Origin of the sequence: Streptosporangium sp. H16 (assembly GCF_051918855.1) — a bacterium.
Taxonomy (GTDB): Bacteria; Actinomycetota; Actinomycetes; order Streptosporangiales; family Streptosporangiaceae; genus Streptosporangium.
The window spans coordinates 79,055-94,941 of record NZ_JBPXMD010000016.1 but is presented as its reverse complement, the minus strand read 5'-3'; the positions used below and the strand labels follow the sequence as shown (position 1 = coordinate 94,941).

15 protein-coding genes are annotated in these 15,887 nt (G+C 66.2%); 6 read left to right on the top strand and 9 right to left on the bottom strand.

Annotation, left to right across the window (positions count from 1 at the left end; all coding sequences use genetic code 11):
- Nucleotides 1-119 precede the first annotated feature (119 nt).
- On the bottom strand, nucleotides 120-314 hold the full coding sequence (locus ACTOQ2_RS25680; protein WP_440102844.1) for a DUF397 domain-containing protein: 195 nt from the start codon (nucleotides 312-314) through the stop codon (nucleotides 120-122).
- Nucleotides 305-1,129: a helix-turn-helix domain-containing protein gene (locus ACTOQ2_RS25675; protein ID WP_440102842.1), complete on the bottom strand. Its 825-nt coding sequence runs from the start codon at nucleotides 1,127-1,129 to the stop codon at nucleotides 305-307. Before ACTOQ2_RS25675 ends, ACTOQ2_RS25680 begins: the two co-directional genes overlap by 10 nt.
- Nucleotides 1,130-1,306: 177 nt before the next feature.
- Here ACTOQ2_RS25675 and ACTOQ2_RS25670 point away from each other — a divergent pair, with 177 nt between their 5' ends.
- A complete protein-coding gene (locus ACTOQ2_RS25670) occupies nucleotides 1,307-1,636 on the top strand; it encodes a hypothetical protein (RefSeq protein ID WP_440102841.1) in 330 nt (109 codons plus the stop codon).
- A 922-nt stretch (nucleotides 1,637-2,558) separates the two neighbouring features.
- Entirely contained in the window at nucleotides 2,559-3,719 is a 1,161-nt protein-coding gene (locus ACTOQ2_RS25665; protein ID WP_440102839.1) for a hypothetical protein, read from the top strand.
- A 237-nt stretch (nucleotides 3,720-3,956) separates the two neighbouring features.
- On the opposite strand, the gene ACTOQ2_RS25660 is transcribed toward ACTOQ2_RS25665, so the two are convergent.
- Entirely contained in the window at nucleotides 3,957-5,357 is a 1,401-nt protein-coding gene (locus ACTOQ2_RS25660; protein ID WP_440102838.1) for a family 43 glycosylhydrolase, read from the bottom strand.
- 589 nt (nucleotides 5,358-5,946) lie between these two features.
- On the opposite strand from ACTOQ2_RS25660, the gene ACTOQ2_RS25655 reads away from it, so the two are divergent.
- The 3 genes from ACTOQ2_RS25655 to ACTOQ2_RS25645 all read left to right on the top strand — a co-directional run bounded on the left by ACTOQ2_RS25655 (nucleotide 5,947) and on the right by ACTOQ2_RS25645 (nucleotide 9,041).
- The gene (locus ACTOQ2_RS25655) at nucleotides 5,947-7,392 is read left to right on the top strand and encodes an RICIN domain-containing protein (RefSeq protein ID WP_440102837.1); all 1,446 of its coding nucleotides are present in this window, start codon (nucleotides 5,947-5,949) and stop codon (nucleotides 7,390-7,392) included.
- Nucleotides 7,393-8,022: 630 nt separating this feature from the next.
- A complete protein-coding gene (locus tag ACTOQ2_RS25650) occupies nucleotides 8,023-8,469 on the top strand; it encodes an IS110 family transposase (RefSeq protein ID WP_440102836.1) in 447 nt (148 codons plus the stop codon).
- Nucleotides 8,454-9,041, top strand: a complete 588-nt coding sequence (locus ACTOQ2_RS25645) for a transposase (protein ID WP_440102834.1) — start codon at nucleotides 8,454-8,456, stop codon at nucleotides 9,039-9,041. Before ACTOQ2_RS25650 ends, ACTOQ2_RS25645 begins: the two co-directional genes overlap by 16 nt.
- Nucleotides 9,042-9,179: 138 nt before the next feature.
- Here ACTOQ2_RS25645 and ACTOQ2_RS25640 read toward each other — a convergent pair whose 3' ends face one another.
- From ACTOQ2_RS25640 to ACTOQ2_RS25625, 4 genes are all read right to left on the bottom strand, one after another.
- A complete protein-coding gene (locus ACTOQ2_RS25640; RefSeq protein ID WP_440102832.1) occupies nucleotides 9,180-9,425 on the bottom strand; it encodes a hypothetical protein in 246 nt (81 codons plus the stop codon).
- On the bottom strand, nucleotides 9,426-9,758 hold the full coding sequence (locus ACTOQ2_RS25635; protein ID WP_440102830.1) for a DUF6247 family protein: 333 nt from the start codon (nucleotides 9,756-9,758) through the stop codon (nucleotides 9,426-9,428).
- Between the two features lie 239 nt (nucleotides 9,759-9,997).
- Nucleotides 9,998-11,362 carry a S1C family serine protease gene (locus ACTOQ2_RS25630; protein WP_440102828.1) on the bottom strand — a complete coding sequence of 455 codons (1,365 nt, stop codon included), beginning with the start codon at nucleotides 11,360-11,362 and terminating at the stop codon, nucleotides 9,998-10,000.
- Between the two features lie 199 nt (nucleotides 11,363-11,561).
- The gene (locus ACTOQ2_RS25625; RefSeq protein ID WP_440102827.1) at nucleotides 11,562-12,671 is read right to left on the bottom strand and encodes an NAD(P)/FAD-dependent oxidoreductase; all 1,110 of its coding nucleotides are present in this window, start codon (nucleotides 12,669-12,671) and stop codon (nucleotides 11,562-11,564) included.
- 243 nt (nucleotides 12,672-12,914) lie between these two features.
- Here ACTOQ2_RS25625 and ACTOQ2_RS25620 point away from each other — a divergent pair, with 243 nt between their 5' ends.
- On the top strand, nucleotides 12,915-13,385 hold the full coding sequence (locus ACTOQ2_RS25620; RefSeq protein WP_440102825.1) for a MarR family winged helix-turn-helix transcriptional regulator: 471 nt from the start codon (nucleotides 12,915-12,917) through the stop codon (nucleotides 13,383-13,385).
- 127 nt (nucleotides 13,386-13,512) lie between these two features.
- Here ACTOQ2_RS25620 and ACTOQ2_RS25615 read toward each other — a convergent pair whose 3' ends face one another.
- Nucleotides 13,513-15,048: an acyl-CoA synthetase gene (locus ACTOQ2_RS25615; protein ID WP_440102824.1), complete on the bottom strand. Its 1,536-nt coding sequence runs from the start codon at nucleotides 15,046-15,048 to the stop codon at nucleotides 13,513-13,515.
- A 239-nt stretch (nucleotides 15,049-15,287) separates the two neighbouring features.
- The gene (locus ACTOQ2_RS25610; protein ID WP_440067067.1) at nucleotides 15,288-15,848 is read right to left on the bottom strand and encodes a hypothetical protein; all 561 of its coding nucleotides are present in this window, start codon (nucleotides 15,846-15,848) and stop codon (nucleotides 15,288-15,290) included.
- Nucleotides 15,849-15,887 lie beyond the last annotated feature (39 nt).

Genomic DNA, 15,887 nt, shown 5'->3' with positions numbered 1-15,887 from the left:
GGGAAGCACCCGGGGCCGCCTGCCTCGCACGGAATGCCGTAACACCCGAAGGGCTCGCGAGGCGAATTCGGACGGCGACACCACGGCGGAAGCCGGTCACCGTCTCGGAAGAGGACGGCTTAGATGGTGTCCGTCTTCACGGAGGTGATGAAGTCGGCCCATGCCTCGGGGGTGAAGGCCAGGGTGGGGCCGTTGGGGTTCTTGCTGTCGCGGACGGCCACGATGCCGGGGAGGTTGGTGGCCACCTCGACGCAGTCGCCGCCGTTGCCGCCGCTGCGGCTGCTCTTGAACCACCGGGCGTCCGTCAGGTCCATGATCTCATCGCTTTCTCCATCAGGGCCACCGAGGCGGACTGCGGCAGGGCGCATGCCCGGAGCGCGTCGAGCTGGGTCAACAGGGTCTCGATCTCGGTGGGGCCGTTGACGATCTGACCTTCGGCTGCGGTTTCCAAATAAACTATATCGGGCGATCCTTTGAAGCTCGCGATCACGAAGGCCCCGGTCAGACCGGCGTGCGCGCCCACCTCCAGCGGGATGACCTGGATGGTTATCCGGGGCCGCTTGACCAGTTCGAGAAGCTGCTCCAGCTGCTTGCGCATGACCTGCGGGCCACCAACGGGGCGGATCAGCATGGCCTCATCGAGGGTGGCCCAGAACATGGGCGGGTCCGGCTTGGTGAGGATCCGTTGGCGCTCCATGCGCGTGGCGACCAGCTCCTCCACCTGCTCGTCGGTGTCGCCTGGTCGTCCCGCCCTGAGAACCGCCCGCGCGTAGTCCTCGGTCTGGAGCAGTCCCGGCACGAGGACGGGCTGGAAGCTTCGCAGGGTACGGGCCTCTCGTTCCAGCTCGACGAAGGGCCGGAACCACACGGGGTAGACGTCTCTGCCGATCAAGGGCCACAGACGGACGAGGGCACCGCCGGCTTCCAGCGCCTCGTCACACTTGGCCGCGAACTCTCTGGTCGGGGCGCGTTTGGCCGTCTCGATGAGACCGACGAGGGAGGTGGAGTAGGAGATCCTGTGGGCCAGTTCCTTCTGGCTCCATTGTGCTTGTTCTCGGTATTTGCGCAGTTCAGAACCCCAGTAAGCAAGGACGCTGGCGTTCGCGTCCAGCTCGCTCGGCGAAGGCATCTCCGCTCCCGTCCTTCAGGGCTCTACACGGATCGTTGTGGGTCCTACATGAGACGCAACTGAATGTGCGGATTGAGCGTTGGAGGCGCACACCTACCGAACGTAGTCGCCCGGCGACAGTCTTGGAAGGGGAATCCGAGCACGCGCATCAACCGCGCTGAGAGGAGACGGACAACGATGATCGCTCCCGCTCCGCTGACCGGAACGCCTGCCGTACATGCCGCTGACCAGCTGAGTAACGCGCTGGAACGGCATGGGATAGCCGCTGACGTTCATGACGGCTACGGCGTCGCCCTGGTGTCGGTCTGGGTCGATCTTCTGGTCTGGACCGACGGCTTCGTCTACCGCTGGTGGACGGGACAGTTCTCGGGGCGGAGCCGCCGACGGCTCTACACGGCCTACACCGTGGACAACCCGGCCGCCGCCGCCCGCTGCGTTGCCCGCCGGTACGAGGAACTACAGCAGGGCCACCCGGTGTCGCCGCTGCTGCGTGGAGACCCGTTGTGATGCTGGTTGAGGACTGTCTGAGTCCGCACGTGGCCATGGCACAACGCGATCACACGCGGCTGCGGTGGCGGCCTCCGGATCGGACCGCTGATCGCGTAAGGCCGGTGAGCTGGACCTGTGTATGCCGCGCCACGGTTTACGAACTGTGCCAGGGCGGCGGGCAGGCGTTCCTCCGGCGAACCGTTCAACTCGACCGCGAGCACGAGATCCACGAGACGTGCCGCTGGTCTTTCCCCGAAGCTCGGGCGATCTGGGCGGCACTGCTGTCCGGTAGAGCCCGGTAGAGACGGGCGTGGCGGCGTGTGCTTCGGAGGGACGGCGTCGCCACGCCTGCCAGGAGCCACCATGCAGGCTCCTGGCCCATTCCTCCCCGCCCCCGACAACTGCCAGATTGCGTGTCCCGGCCGAGGGGGCAACTCCGTCTTCGTGTATCCGTTCCCCACGACGTACACCGGCACCCCACACCCAACAAGTACAGACGGAGTTGACGCCGACCGAAGGGCACGAACACTCCGGCAGCGGGGGCGGGGAAATCACGGCCCGCAACCTGGCTCCTGATCTGGCACTTATCAACGATCACTGCAAGCAGGTTGCGCTGAAAGCGTTGATCGTTTGCGGAGTACCTGTCAAAGCAAGTCGGAAGGCCGAGGATGACCTGGCCAACCCGATGAACAGACAACTGCCCTCCCATGGGACCCCTTGCATACGGAAGTGATCAGCTTCTGAGATTGGATTCGCCTACTTTCAGACAGGAAATCCCTTGGAACCGCAGAAGCCCCGTGGCTTGAAAGTGGTGTACGACCACCACCGTTGCTACCGGTCGGCAATCTTCGAGCCATCAGGAACAGTTGCAGGTATCAAGGCGACGCACATCCGAGTCAGATCCTTACATACCAGACCTCTTGTCGACTACCCTGGGTAGATGAACCTTCAAGCGCAGATTGAGCTTATTACCAACCCTCAAGACTTTATGCGTTTCTGCAACGCCGTCCTCCAGGCCGAATACGGCATGGATTTTCTTCCGATTGATGACGATCGACCAGACCGGGGAAATGATGGTTACTTGAAGTCGGAGAAGAGAATCTTCGCAGCACACTGCTTCAAGCGGATCCAAAATCAACGCCTCGACAACGAAATTTCATCCAAGATGATGGGAGACCTAAAGAAAGCTACTAAACTTAAGAGCGAAGGAGATTGGGACATCGCCCATTGGACATTTTTGTCAAACTATCCAATACCGGAACATATTGCCTCTCTAGTGTTGAGGGCAGGGAGAGATGCAGGCATCGAAGTAAGCTGGAGGGGTCCGGAATACTTCGCCGATCGCCTTCAAAAATTCAGGAGCGTCCGCGAACAGTTTCCAAATTTAATAGCACATGACGTCCTGGCCCAGCTCGACGAAATAACGAAATTACTTGAGTCTCTATCTTGCCCACCAGAGGTAATCAAAATTGATTGGGTACCTCGAAATTCAAATGAACAGCAGATGCTCATCTCGCAATCCCTACCCGCATGGGAGTATCTCCTCTTTGCGGGCGTCCTGCTGCAAGGAAAAGAAAGGCTTGAGCCGAAATGGCGAGACTTTCAGAGCGGCCATGGTCGCCGAAATGGCATATATCTAGATAAATCCTCAGCGGCGACACGACTCCAAGGAGCCCTGGGCGACGCCATCCAAATAGCTGCGGGCATCAGATCGATATTTACACCCGCCGTGCAACAGCAAGCATTCGGTCCTCCCGGCGTCGCAGGGGACGCAGTGACCATTTCACATTTCGCTGGACGCATCGTTTCAGCTTACGAGGACCTTCTGGATTGGGCTAGCGACATTCGTGGCGCCGTATATCCGGAAGAATTTCAACGAGCAGCCGCGTTGGCTGCCCTTATAGCAGATCAACCTAGCAGAGACATACGCTTTTTTATCGATAGAGTGGTATTTGAGTTCGGAAAGATCCCTGCATGGCTAGCCCAGCCCAACAGGAAAAGACTAGACATCAATCTCACCCTAGATCTATCCGCAAATGATGCTGCACTCAAAGCCTTCACCAAGGAATTCACGCGGGCTCGCAAGAGATCGTGGATTTGAAACTAAATCCAGAGCCGACCTTCCGGTCACCCTGTACATCATTTCCCTAACAATCCGTTGGCCATCTGCTTGTCGCGAGGGTCCTACAGCTTGCAGAGCTATATTTTCCCAGGTCGAAACTAGAGACCTGCTCCTGCCATGCAGTCCTGGCGATCCTTGCGCGAACCGGCGATCTCAAAAGAATGGTCGCCCTGAAGCGGTGTTCTCCGGATATCCCATCGCGATCGGGAGAACAGCTCAGAGGGTGGGCACGACCGGGCGGATCGTGCCGTCCGTGTTGAATTCCATCTGGTCGACGGCCACCTCCCGGTTGGTGCCGTTCCCCGCCGGTACGGCGAACCGGTGGTAGGCGACGTACCACGTGTCGGTGCCGGGCGCCCGGACGACCGAGTGGTGACCAGGGCCCTTGATCCCGGCCTCCAGCCGCTTCTGCAGCACGACGCCGCGCCTGGTCCACGGTCCCGTCGGGCTCGTCCCCGTGGCGTACGCCACCCGGTAGTCCTCGCTTCGGGTGTCGTTCTCCGACCACATGAGGTAGTAGATCCCGTTCCGCTTGAACACGAACGGCGCCTCGTTGTAGCCCGACGGGGTGATCACACGCACCTGCGCGGGATCGAAGGAGGTCATGTCGCCGTTCAGCGGCACGACGCGGGCGGCGCCCTGCCCCCAGTACAGGTAGGAGCGGCCGTCGTCGTCGGTGAAGACCATCGGGTCGATCGCCTGGCCGGAGTACTGGCCGGCGGCGACGAGCGGCCGGCCGAGCGCGTCCCGGAACGGGCCCGTGGGCGAGTCGGACACCGCGACCCCCAGTTGCTTGGCGGTGTTCCCGGAGGCCGCGCCGCCGCTGAAGTACAGGTAGTAGCGGCCGCCCGCGGCCGCGACCGCGGGCGCCCAGGCCGAGTCGTCGGCCCACGACACGTCCGGGCCGTGGTTCAGGACGACGCCGTGGTCGGTCCAGTTCACCATGTCGGCGGAGGAGAACGCCTTGTAGTACGTGCCGCCCCAGCCCGCGTAGCCGTCGGTCGTCGCGTACAGGTAGTAGCGGCCGCCCGCGGCGATGACGTGCGGGTCGGCGAACAGGCCGGGAATCACCGGGTTGCGGTTCGTCTTGGGCGCCCACGGCGCGGCTATCTTGAACGAGCTGTCCGCGCGGAACCCGGCGGTGTCCTGGTAGGTGTCCAGCCAGAGCCCGAAGTCGCGGTGCCTGATCCGCCGGCCCGGGTAGTTGTAGGAGGTCAGGGCCGTCGAGCCGGCGACCGACCCGTCCACGGCGCAGAACGTGGCGTCGGCGCGGAAGGTCGCGTCGCCGGTGTTGGCGTCGACACGCAGCCTCCAGTCGTAATGCCGCAGGAACAGGCCGTTCTTGGTCTGGAAGGAGTAACAGGACGGCGAGGCCAGACCGTTGACCACGGTGAACGTGGCGTCGAGCTTGGTCTGGGCCGGGCTCGCGGAGGTCACCGGGTCGAGGCGGCCGAACGCGCCGGCGTGCCGGACGTAGTGGCCGGGGTAGTTGACCGCCTCCAGCGATCGGGCGCCGGTCGGCAGCGTCGCGGCGTACGCCGGAGAGGCCGTCGTCACCAGGGCGGAACTCGCGAGCACGAGCGCGGCCGTCCCTGCCGCCCATCTGCCGACCGTCATACGGACCTCTTTTCGAGCACTGAAATGTTATCGCTAACATTCATTGAAGGAGAACCGCCACACGAGGAGGCGGGAAACGCCGATGCGCGTGGCACACCATCCGCGACCACTGCGGAGCGGCAGGTCAGGTCGGCGCCACATCAGTGTGTGCGCTCACATTCGATCGGTCAAGCCTGTCAGATCCGGCGAATCCGCGTTCCCGGACCCCGCGGATCTGTTGACATCCGCGATGGCGACGTAAACACTCTGCGGAAACACAGCGGAAACATCGACGTGCCCCGGTCGTCCCGTCCCACAGGGGGGTCCGCCCGTTTCCACGGGCCAACCTGGACCGTCGATTGTTAGCGCTAACGCAATTGCACGCCATTCCGCCCCTCGCAGAAGGGTGCCTGTCGTGTCCCTGCGCCGGACGATTCCCCCGGGCGTCGCGTCACCGGCGCCCGTGCCGAGCCGCCTCGTCCCCCTCGCCGCCGAACGGCCCGCGCCGGCGGTGACGTACTCGGCGAACCCGACCGGCTTCACCGGCCACCGCCGGGTGCGTCCAGATCACCTACCGTGTCCGATCACCTCTCAGGAGGCGTAGATCACCATGAGAACAGGCTTACGCGGGGCGATCGGCAGAGCGACCGCCGCCGCCCTGCTCGTCGCCGGTGCCCTCGTCGCCCAGCCGGCGGCGCCGGCCCGGGCCGCCGAGGTCACGATCACCAACGGGACGCAGTTCCGCGATACCGCCGGGAACCCGCTGCAGGCCCACGGCGGCGGGGTGCTGAAGGTGGGCACGTACTACTACTGGTTCGGCGAGAACCGCAACGCCGACAACACCTTCCGCGCCGTCTCGGTCTACCGGTCCACCGACCTGCGGAACTGGGAGTTCCGGCGCGACGTCCTCACCCGTACGTCGGCCGCCGAGCTGAACGTCTCCAACATCGAACGGCCGAAGGTCATCTACAACAGCTCCACCGGCCGCTACGTCATGTGGATGCACAAGGAGAACGGCGTCGACTACGGGCAGGCCCGCGCCGCCGTCGCCTCCTCCGCGACCGTGGACGGCGACTACACCTACCACGGCAGCTTCCGCCCCCTGGGCCAGCACATGTCCAGGGACATCACCCTCTACAACGACAACGGCACCGCATACATGATCTCGGCCGCGAACGAGAACTACGACCTGCACATCTACCGCCTCACCTCCGACTACCTGAACGTCAGCGCCCTGGTCGGCAACTTCTGGCCGGGCGGCCACCGCGAGGCCCCGGCCATGTTCAAGCGCGGCGGCACGTACTTCCTGCTGACGTCCGGGGCCACCGGGTGGAACCCGAACCAGGCCAGGTACGCGACGGCCTCCAGCGTCTCCGGCCCGTGGAGCGGGTGGACCAACGTCGGCGACGGCACGACGTTCGGCTCCCAGCCGGCGTACGTCCTGCCGGTGCAGGGCACCTCGACGACGAGCTACCTCTACATGGGCGACCGGTGGGCCGGCGCGTGGGGCGGCCCGGTGAACGACTCCCAGTACGTGTGGCTGCCGATCACGTTCCCGTCCGCCACGAGCATGAGCCTGAGCTGGAGCCCGCAGGTCACCATCGACACCGCCACCGGCGTGATCTCCGGTTCCGTCGCACCGTCGTACCGGATCACGGCCCGGCACAGCGGCAAGGTGATGGACGTCGTCAGCGCCTCCACGGCCAACAACGCCGAGGTGAAGCAGTATCCGTGGAACGGCGGCGGCAACCAGAGGTGGCAGTTCCAGGACACCGGCGACGGCTACCTCCGCCTGGTCGGCCAGCACAGCGGCAAGTGCCTCGACGTCGCCGGCGCCTCGACCGCCGACGGCGCCAACGTCATCCAGTACACCTGCGGCACCGGCGCCAACCAGCAGTGGCAGTGGACCGCCACCGGTGGCTATTACCAGCTCAGGGCCCGCCACAGCGGCAAATGTCTCGACGTGGCCAACGCCTCGACCGCCGACGGCGCCGACATCCAGCAGTACGCCTGCGGCACCGGCACCAACCAGCAGTGGACCCGCACCCAGTCCTGATCACCCGCACGACCGGGGAGACCACGACATCGATCCTGCGGCGGACAGGGCTGATCGGCCTGATCGGCGTCGCGGGCCGTTGGTACCACTTCAGGGCCACCGCCTACTCGGCGACCGAAATTCCTGCGTGGAAGTCGAGGGCCATGCCTCGATCATATGGACCTTCGACCCCGCAGATCCGGTCGCGCCCACATCGTCGCGCACGCCCGGCTCAGCCAACGGATGGTGGCTACCGTACCTGGAGATTCGAACTCCTGACATCCTGCCCGCAAAGAGCCCAGGCAAGGGCGGGATCATGGGAAATACCCGCCCCCACCTGGGCTTACCGTCCACGGTGATCCATCGACGTCCGGCCTCGTCCGGGGTCGTTGTCACTCAGTCTTCCTGACCTTTCACGGACGCCACACAGGCGCGAAAATGGGGGCGGGTTGCTCGCCGACGCCGGTACTAACGTGGGACGGCTGGATCCCGTCACTCAGTCTGGCGCTGGGGCCCCGACCTTCACGGGTCACGCACTGTTGCTTTGAGCACGCCGGTCAGAATGTTCGGCTCCCGACCGAGGCCCCCGAGCAGCCCGCCCCTCACCCCCGATCCGGTAAGGAGCGATCACCAGTGGCGAGGAGAGAACCTGTGGAGGTTCCAGATGAGGAGTATGAACACCTCATCGGCCGGGTCGCGGCGATCGATGTGGCCAAGGCGTTCGGCACGGTATGCACCCGGATGCCGCACCAGTCCACGTCCGGGCGCCGGGTGACCAAGGTGTGGGACGTGGAGGCCACCATGAACGCGGTCACCGAACTCGGTGACCGCCTGGCCGCTCTGGGCGTGGAGAAGGTCACCGTCGAATCGACGGGCGACTACTGGCGGATCTGGTACTACCTGCTGGAAGCCCGGGGCCTGAACGTGCAGTTGGTCAACGCCCGCGATGTCAAGCATCTGCCGGGCCGGTCGAAAACCGACAAGCTGGATGCGGTGTGGCTGGCCAAGCTCACCGAGAAAGGACTGGTTCGTCCCTCGTTCGTGCCCCCAAAGAAATTCGGACGCTGCGTGACTACACGCGGATGCGCAGCGACCTGACCGTCGAGCGGACCCGGTACTGGCTCCGGATGGAAAAGCTGCTGGAAGACTCCCTGATCAAGGTGACGGCGGTGTCCAGCAGACTGACCAACGCCTCCATCCGAGACATGATCGAAGCGCTCATCATGGGGGAGCCCCTCATCCTGGCGGAGGTGGGCCTGGACATGAAGAGGTTCCCCACCGCGGGTCATCTGGTCTCCTGGGCGAAACTGTCCCCGCGAACGATTCAGTCCGGCGCCAAGAGTCCCGCCGGCGGCCGGACCGGCAAGGGCAACCTCTACCTCAAGGGAGTCCTCGGCCAGGCCGCCGCCGTGGCCTCGCGCACCGACAGCTTCCTCGGCGAACGCTACCGACGCATCGTCAAACGCCGCGGCAAGCTCAAAGCCCTCGTCGCCGTCGCCCGGTCGATCCTGGTCATCATCTGGCACCTGCTGGCCGACCCCGCTACCCGCTACTTCGATTTGGGAGCCGACTACCACGCCAACCGCGTGGATAAGGACAAGAAGATCCGAACCCATGTCCGGCAGCTCGAAGCACTCGGTCTGACCGTCACCTTGACCTCTGTCGCCTGACTCATACCGCTCTCGGCAAGCCCTGAACCGATGACCACCGGCCGGGGTTCGCTGCCGCCTGCCTGGCTGAGGTGGATCATTTTCCGGTCAGTTGGTCACTCAGCGGGCGTCGCTGTACCACCGTCGTACTGCGCAGGATCATGGCCACTCAATACGGATGAGGTACACCTCACGTTGCTCGTCCAGAACCACGTATGTCGCGAGCCCTCGCTCGCCGAACGCGTGAGTGAGCATGTTGGCCTTGGGGTTGGCCGGGTTGTACGGCTGACCGCTCCACGGCGCGACTTCCAGCAGGGTGAGCAGTTCGGCGAGTGGACGTAGCGCTTCTGCGGGAATCGCCGCGATCTGCTCTTCGACGAGAGGGTCGAGTGTGATCTGGTACACCTACAGGTCGACCCCACGGGCGCCGAGAACCTCACGCCACGGCCTTCCGGAGGAGACCAGTTCACCGGCAAGGACCTGCTCGGCTTTGGCGTGCATCCGGCGACGTCCCTCTGGATCCCGCACCGAGTCGCATGCGGAGATCCACCAGCGATGCACGAAGGCGTTGAGCGCACCGAGATCCAAACTCACTCGAACCTCATCGAGCACTGCCTTGAGCCCCGCGTCGAACGCCTCGCGGTCCTGCGGCACGACCAGGGCGGCGCGGATAGCCCGCAAGCTCTTCTCCGGCATCGGTGAGGCAGGGGGCACGAAGTCCTGCGGCTGTGCGGTCATGCTGGAATCTCCTCTCCCTGCTCATAGAGCCTACAGACTTCCGATGGGATGGCTCAGAAATCCAGTCACGCGAGCACGTGAAAATGAGGCGATTCGCAAAGCGAGAGGCCGGCACCTCGGAATCCCCGGACGGCGGGGCCCGCAGCGCCGGATCGTGAAGATGGGAACGCCGCCGGGGTCGGGGCCCATGGGCCCCGACCCCGGCGGCGCGCCCGCCGCTGAGCCTTACGCGCCGGGGCCTACTCGCCGGTCTTCTCGGCGAGGGTCACGGTGACGGTGCCGGACTGCCCGTCGCGGACGTAGGCGATGGTCACCTGCTGGCCGGGCTTGAAGCCGCGGACGGCTCCGACCACGGTGGCCGCCTCGTCCACGGTCGTGTTGTTGATCTTGGTGATCAGGTCGCCCTGCTCGATGCCCGCCTTGGCCGCGGGGCTTCCCTCGGTGACCTGACCGACCAGGGCGCCGCCCGCGTCCCCGGTGGCGTCGGTCACGCTCACGCCCAGGAAGGCGTGGGAGACCTTGCCGCTCTCGATGAGCTGCTGGGCGACCTGGTTGGCGGTGGTGATGGGGATGGCGAAGCCGACACCGATGCTGCCCTCGCCGCCGTTGGTGGCGATGGCGGTGTTGATGCCCACCACCTGTCCGGCCGCGTTGACCAGCGCCCCTCCCGAGTTGCCGGGGTTGATCGCCGCGTCGGTCTGGATGGCGCCGCCGATGGTGGTGGCCCCGCCACCCTGCTGCTGCCCGCCCCAGCCGGGCGGGAGCTGCTGCCGGCCCTGGTCGCCACCGACGGTCAGGGTGCGGTTCAGCGCGCTGACGATCCCCGCGGTGACCGAGCCGGACAGGCCGAGCGGGCTGCCGATGGCGAGGACGGAGTCCCCCACCTTCAGCCGGTCGCTGTCGCCGAGCGAGGCCTTGGTGAGACCGGAGACGCCCTCCGCCTTGATGACCGCGAGGTCGGTGGCCGGGTCGGTGCCGATGATCTTCGCGGTGGCGGACTTCCCGTCGCTGAACTTGACCGTCACCTGGCTGCCCGGGCCCCCCTGCCCCCCGGCCTCCACCACGTGGTTGTTGGTCAGGATCAGGCCGTCGGCCGACAGCACCACCCCGGACCCCTCGCCCCCGCCGGCGGCGGTCCTGATCTCGATCGACACCACGGAGGGCTGGACGGCCTGGGCGATGTCGGCGACCGTGGTCGCGTTGCCGACCGGGCTGACCACCGGGCCGGCCGACGAGACCTGGGCGACGGCGCCGCTGTTGAGACTCGTCGCGGCGAAGGCCCCCGCGACCCCACCGCCGACGGCCATGGCCGCCAGCGCGAGACCGGCACCTACCTTCTGCCCTGCGGTGAGCCGCCCCCGCGGCCCCCCGTATCCCCCGGGCCCCCCGGCCCCTCCGGATCCCCCGATCCCGCCGGCCCCCCCGGGCGCCTCGGCGGCGAGCTGCTCCGGCACCGGATGGATCAGCGTCGGCTGCGGTCCGGTGTCGGCGGCGGCGCGGTAGGCGCCGGCGCGGGGCGGCACCTTGCCGAACTGGGTCCAGCCGTCGTTCCCGGGGGTCGCCTCGGCCGGTGTGTCCTGCTGCTCATTCCTGTTCGGGTCCATGTCTTCCCCCAAGTCCTACGTCCCCCCGATCGAACGGGCGGAGGCCGGTACTCCCCGGCTAGTGAAAACAATGCCCGACGACGTGTAAGCGCAGGTTAAGAGCCTGATCGCGGTGATCGGGATCCTCTGACAACGGCTTTATCCGCCGTGCTCAGCGAGGGTCACGATCACTCGAAATCACCGGACGGACACCTTGCGACTACTTCTCACCGCCCCCGAAGACCTCTTCGGTGTAGTGGATCAGCAAGTCGCGGCCCTTGATGTGCGCGACGGTGGGGCCGTCGAGGACGCCGTCCTGGCCGGGGACCTGACCCGAGCCGCGCTCGGAGCCCAGAGGCACCACGATGACGGGCGGCATCGGCTCGTAGACCCCCAGCTCTCCCTCGCCGGCGATCAGGGCGCGAATGTTCGCGGCGACGAACTCGGCCTGCTCTCCCGCGTACACCGCCATCGGCGGGCCCACGGTGGTGATGTCGCCGATCGCGAAGACGTTGTCCTGCCCGATCACCCGGAGTTCGGGGGTCACCTCGACGAGATGCCTCGCCGTGCGGGCGGGGGCCAGGTCGTCGGCGAGGTAGCCGGTGACGGGCGTGACGCCGTAGCAGCGGTACCAGAGGTCGGCGGTGAGCTCCTCGCCCGCCTCGGTCGTCACGGTGAAGGTCCCGGCGGTGCCGGGCTCGGTCGGCGGCGCCTCGCGCAGCGAACTGCCCAGCAGCAGCTCGATGCCGAGCTCGTCCAGCTGGCGGCGGAGTTCGGCGCGCAGCTCGGGCTTGAACGGACCGGAAAGGATGTCGTCGCCGACGTCGGCGACGGTGACGCGCTTGTCGGGCCAGGTGTCCCTGATCTCTCCGGCGAGTTCCAGGCCCACCGGACCCGCGCCCAGCAGCAGCACCCTGTCGGCCGCCGCGAGGGCCTGGTGCGAGGTCCGGTAATGCTCGTGCGTGGCGTCGATGTCGACGGCGTCACTCTTGCCGGGGAACGGGTAGGAGGAGCCGGTCGCGAGCACGATGTAGTCGGCGGCGATCTCCTCGCCGGAGGCGAGGACGACGTGCTTGGAGTCGACGCTGACAGCCCGGTCGCGAATTACCCTGCCCCGGGTGAGCAGGGTGTCGTAAGGGAAGTGGATGCGCGGCAGCCACACCGGGTCCACCAGAGCCCGCAGCCCGGCGATGTTGTGCAGGTAGGCCTCCTTGGGCTCGACGAGCACGACATCGGCCGCATCGTCGAGCGCTTTGGCGACGCGGATGCCTCCGTAGCCTCCGCCGACCACGACGACGGTGGGCTGCCACGCGGGTGCGATATCGCTCATCACAGGTTCCCGATCTCTTTCTGGTGCGGAATCACGGTGGTCCGGCACGGGCCGTGGGCCCGGACTGCCGTCGGCTGGGTCCGGTCGCCTCGCGGCGGACACGTCGTCCTGGGCCTCTAAAACGGTTCTGACCAGGCCGTACGTGCCGACACGGCGTCCGGCATGTCGTTGACACTAACATATCGTTGAAGGGCTTCAACTATTTGAAGTCATCGATCATTCAATGCGTGCTACGGTACGGGCATGGGAGTCGAGGACATCCGTGCGCCGAGGGCCGTGGATCGTCTCGGCATGCTCCTGGCCCGCCACGGCACCGTCACGAACGTCCGCATGCGTCACGCACTCGGCGTGACCGGCCTGACCCTCAGGCACGCCGTCACGCTGATGAACCTCGAGGAGAGCGGTCCCATGGGCCAGCAGGCCCTCATCGAGGCGCTGGCGGTCGACCCCAGCGTGCTGGTGGCAATCCTCAACGATCTGGAACGTGACGGGCTCGCCGAGCGCCGCCGCGATCCCGCCGACCGGCGCCGCCACATCGTGGAGATGACCGCCGCGGGAGCCGACGCGCTCACCAAGGTGCAGGAAGCGCTCACGGCGCTGGAGCGAGAGCTGTGCTCCGACCTCGACGAGGAGGAGATCTCCCAGCTCTACGGGCTTCTCAGCCGCATCAACACCTCGGCCGAGGAAGAGAAACAGGCCTGCACCGAGGAATGACCGCCCGGGTTCCCGGTGGCCGCCGGCGGTCCCGGCTCCTCGCGGGCCGACCGGTCACCGTACGCGAACCCCTCCCGTCGCGGCGATCCCGCCGATCAGGTGGACGCGGGCACCGCCCCTGGACGGCTCAGGAGCCGGCGGGCCGGTACTCGTCGCACAGCAGGCGCTTGTAGAGCTTTCCCGTGGGGTGCCTGGGCAGTTCCTCGCGGAAGTCGACCGACCGGGGACACTTGTAGAGCGCGAGCTGGGACCGGCAGTACTCGATCAGCTCGGCTTCCAGCCCGGGGCCCGCCAGGTCCATGGAGAGCGGCTGGACGACGGCCTTGACCTGCTCGCCCATCTCCTCGTCGGGGATGCCGAAGACGGCCACGTCCGCCACCTTCGGGTGGACGGCCAGGACGTTCTCGGCCTCCTGCGGGTAGACGTTGACCCCGCCAGAAATGATCATGTAGGAGCGGCGGTCGGTGAGGTAGAGGAAGCCCTCCTCGTCGAGATAGCCGATGTCGCCGAGGGTGGTCCAGCCCCGGCCCTGGGGGTCGCGCGAGGCCCGCGTCTTGTCCTCGTCGCCGTGGTAGACGAACTGGGGGCCGTCGGAGAAGTAGACGGTACCGTGCTCGCGCGGCGGCAGTTCGGTGCCGTCCTCATCGCAGATGTGGACGACGCCGAGCAGCGGGCGGCCGACCGTGCCCTTGTGGCCGAGCCAGTCCTGGGAGCCGACGTACAGGAAGCCGTTGCCCTCGGTCCCCGCGTAGTACTCGTGGATGATCGGGCCCCACCAGTCGATCATCCGTTCCTTGACGGGGACGGGGCAGGGGGCGGCGGCATGGATCGCGCAGGTCAGCGACGACAGGTCGTAGCGCGCGCGGGTCTCCTCGGGCAGCTTGAGCATCTTGATGAACATGGTCGGCACCCACTGCGAATGGGTGACGCGGTACTTCTCGATGAGCGCGAGCGCCTGCTCGGGGTCGAACCTCTCCATGACGACGAGCGTGGCGCCCAGGCGCTGGAAGGTCATGCAGTAGCGCAGCGGGGCGGCGTGGTAGAGCGGCGCCGGGGAGAGGTAGACGCTGTCGGCGGAGGGCGCGAACAGAAACTGGATGAGCTGCAGCAGCGGCCCCGGCGTGTCCAGCGAGGCCTGGGAGAGGGTGGGCTTGACACCCTTGGGCCGTCCGGTGGTGCCCGAGGAGTAGAGCATGTCCACGCCCTGGCACTCGTCCTCGAGCGGGGTGGCGGGGTGGGCCGCGACGGCCTTCTCGTACGAGTCGAAGCCCGGGGCCACACCGTCCAGCATGAGCCTGAGCCCGACACCCGGGGTGCGGTCGGCGATGGAGACGGCCACGTCCGCGAGGGCGGCCGAGGAGATGAAGATCCGGGCCTCGCAGTTGTCGACGATGTAGGCGAGTTCGTCGGTCTTCAGCCGCGGGCTGATCGCGGTGTAGTACAGGCCCGAGCGGTGCGCGGCCCACGCGACCGCCAGGAACAGCGGGTGGTTCTCCAGCATGAAGGCGATGTGGTCACCCGGTCGCAGCCCGGCGGCGCGGAAGAGGTGGGCGAGGCGGTTGGACTCCTCGTCCAGCTCGCGGTAGGTGACGACCCGTCCGGAGCCCGCCATGATCACAGCGGGTTTGTCGGGCGAGACTGCTGCGATCGCTCCCGGGTGCATGAAACCGAACATTACTCGGTGAGAAGTTCGGTGAGAAGTGCCCGCACGCGGCTGGGCCGCGACCTCGCGTGAGGTCGCGGCCCAGTGGGTGCTCAGGCCTCGGGAGAGTCCTGGTCGGGTGGATCGGAGGTGGCCGTACCCGGGAGGGGCCCGGCCGGATGGATCAGCGTGGTCGCACTCCTGGGAGTTCGGGCCGTGCGCAGCGTGGCCCGAACTCCGGGGAGCCTCGGCCGTGCGGATCAGGCGTGGCTGTAGATGTGCTCCCAGCCACTCTGGTAACCCTTGGGGTGGCCGTGGTTGCCCCGGCTCACCTTGACGTAGATGTGCTCGGCGTCCGTGCCGGAGAAGGAGTAGAAGGCGGGCTTCTTGGAGCAGTTCTTGAAGCTCTTGAAGGTGGACGAGCCGTCGAAGCCCACGACCTTGAAGGTCTCCCACGCACAGAAGTGCTTGGGCTTGCTCCACCACTTGTGGTTGGTGAGCTTGCTACCGACGGTGTAGTGGTATTCGTGCTCCCACTTCCACGCGCGCTTCTTGAACCACTGCTTCACCCACTTGCACTTCTTTTCACCCTTGTGCCAGTAGCACTTCTTGACGATCTTGGAATACTTCTTCCAGTACCAGTGCTTCTGTGACTTCTTCTCCACGGCGACCTTGCCTTCGGCCTCCGCCTTCTCGTCACCGGAGTAGTACGGTCCCCAGGAGTCGGCGAAGTAGGGGGTCGCGGCGGTGGCGGTCTGGACGGGGGTCGCGGTCTCGGCGTTGGCCATCGCCGGGGCGCCCATGGCGAGAAGGGCAGCCATACCGGTGCCCAACAGGATTCGGCTGGCGAATCGCATTTC

What these genes read in the sequence shown, in the direction of transcription:
- ACTOQ2_RS25680 (WP_440102844.1), bottom strand. Translation starts at nt 314, where the DNA reads ATGGACCTGACGGACGCCCGGTGGTTCAAGAGCAGCCGCAGCGGCGGC.
- ACTOQ2_RS25675 (WP_440102842.1), bottom strand. Translation starts at nt 1,129, where the DNA reads ATGCCTTCGCCGAGCGAGCTGGACGCGAACGCCAGCGTCCTTGCTTAC.
- ACTOQ2_RS25670 (WP_440102841.1), top strand. Translation starts at nt 1,307, where the DNA reads ATGATCGCTCCCGCTCCGCTGACCGGAACGCCTGCCGTACATGCCGCT.
- ACTOQ2_RS25665 (WP_440102839.1), top strand. Translation starts at nt 2,559, where the DNA reads ATGAACCTTCAAGCGCAGATTGAGCTTATTACCAACCCTCAAGACTTT.
- ACTOQ2_RS25660 (WP_440102838.1), bottom strand. Translation starts at nt 5,357, where the DNA reads ATGACGGTCGGCAGATGGGCGGCAGGGACGGCCGCGCTCGTGCTCGCG.
- ACTOQ2_RS25655 (WP_440102837.1), top strand. Translation starts at nt 5,947, where the DNA reads ATGAGAACAGGCTTACGCGGGGCGATCGGCAGAGCGACCGCCGCCGCC.
- ACTOQ2_RS25645 (WP_440102834.1), top strand. Translation starts at nt 8,454, where the DNA reads ATGCGCAGCGACCTGACCGTCGAGCGGACCCGGTACTGGCTCCGGATG.
- ACTOQ2_RS25635 (WP_440102830.1), bottom strand. Translation starts at nt 9,758, where the DNA reads ATGACCGCACAGCCGCAGGACTTCGTGCCCCCTGCCTCACCGATGCCG.
- ACTOQ2_RS25630 (WP_440102828.1), bottom strand. Translation starts at nt 11,362, where the DNA reads ATGGACCCGAACAGGAATGAGCAGCAGGACACACCGGCCGAGGCGACC.
- ACTOQ2_RS25625 (WP_440102827.1), bottom strand. Translation starts at nt 12,671, where the DNA reads ATGAGCGATATCGCACCCGCGTGGCAGCCCACCGTCGTCGTGGTCGGC.
- ACTOQ2_RS25620 (WP_440102825.1), top strand. Translation starts at nt 12,915, where the DNA reads ATGGGAGTCGAGGACATCCGTGCGCCGAGGGCCGTGGATCGTCTCGGC.
- ACTOQ2_RS25615 (WP_440102824.1), bottom strand. Translation starts at nt 15,048, where the DNA reads ATGCACCCGGGAGCGATCGCAGCAGTCTCGCCCGACAAACCCGCTGTG.
- ACTOQ2_RS25610 (WP_440067067.1), bottom strand. Translation starts at nt 15,848, where the DNA reads ATGGCTGCCCTTCTCGCCATGGGCGCCCCGGCGATGGCCAACGCCGAG.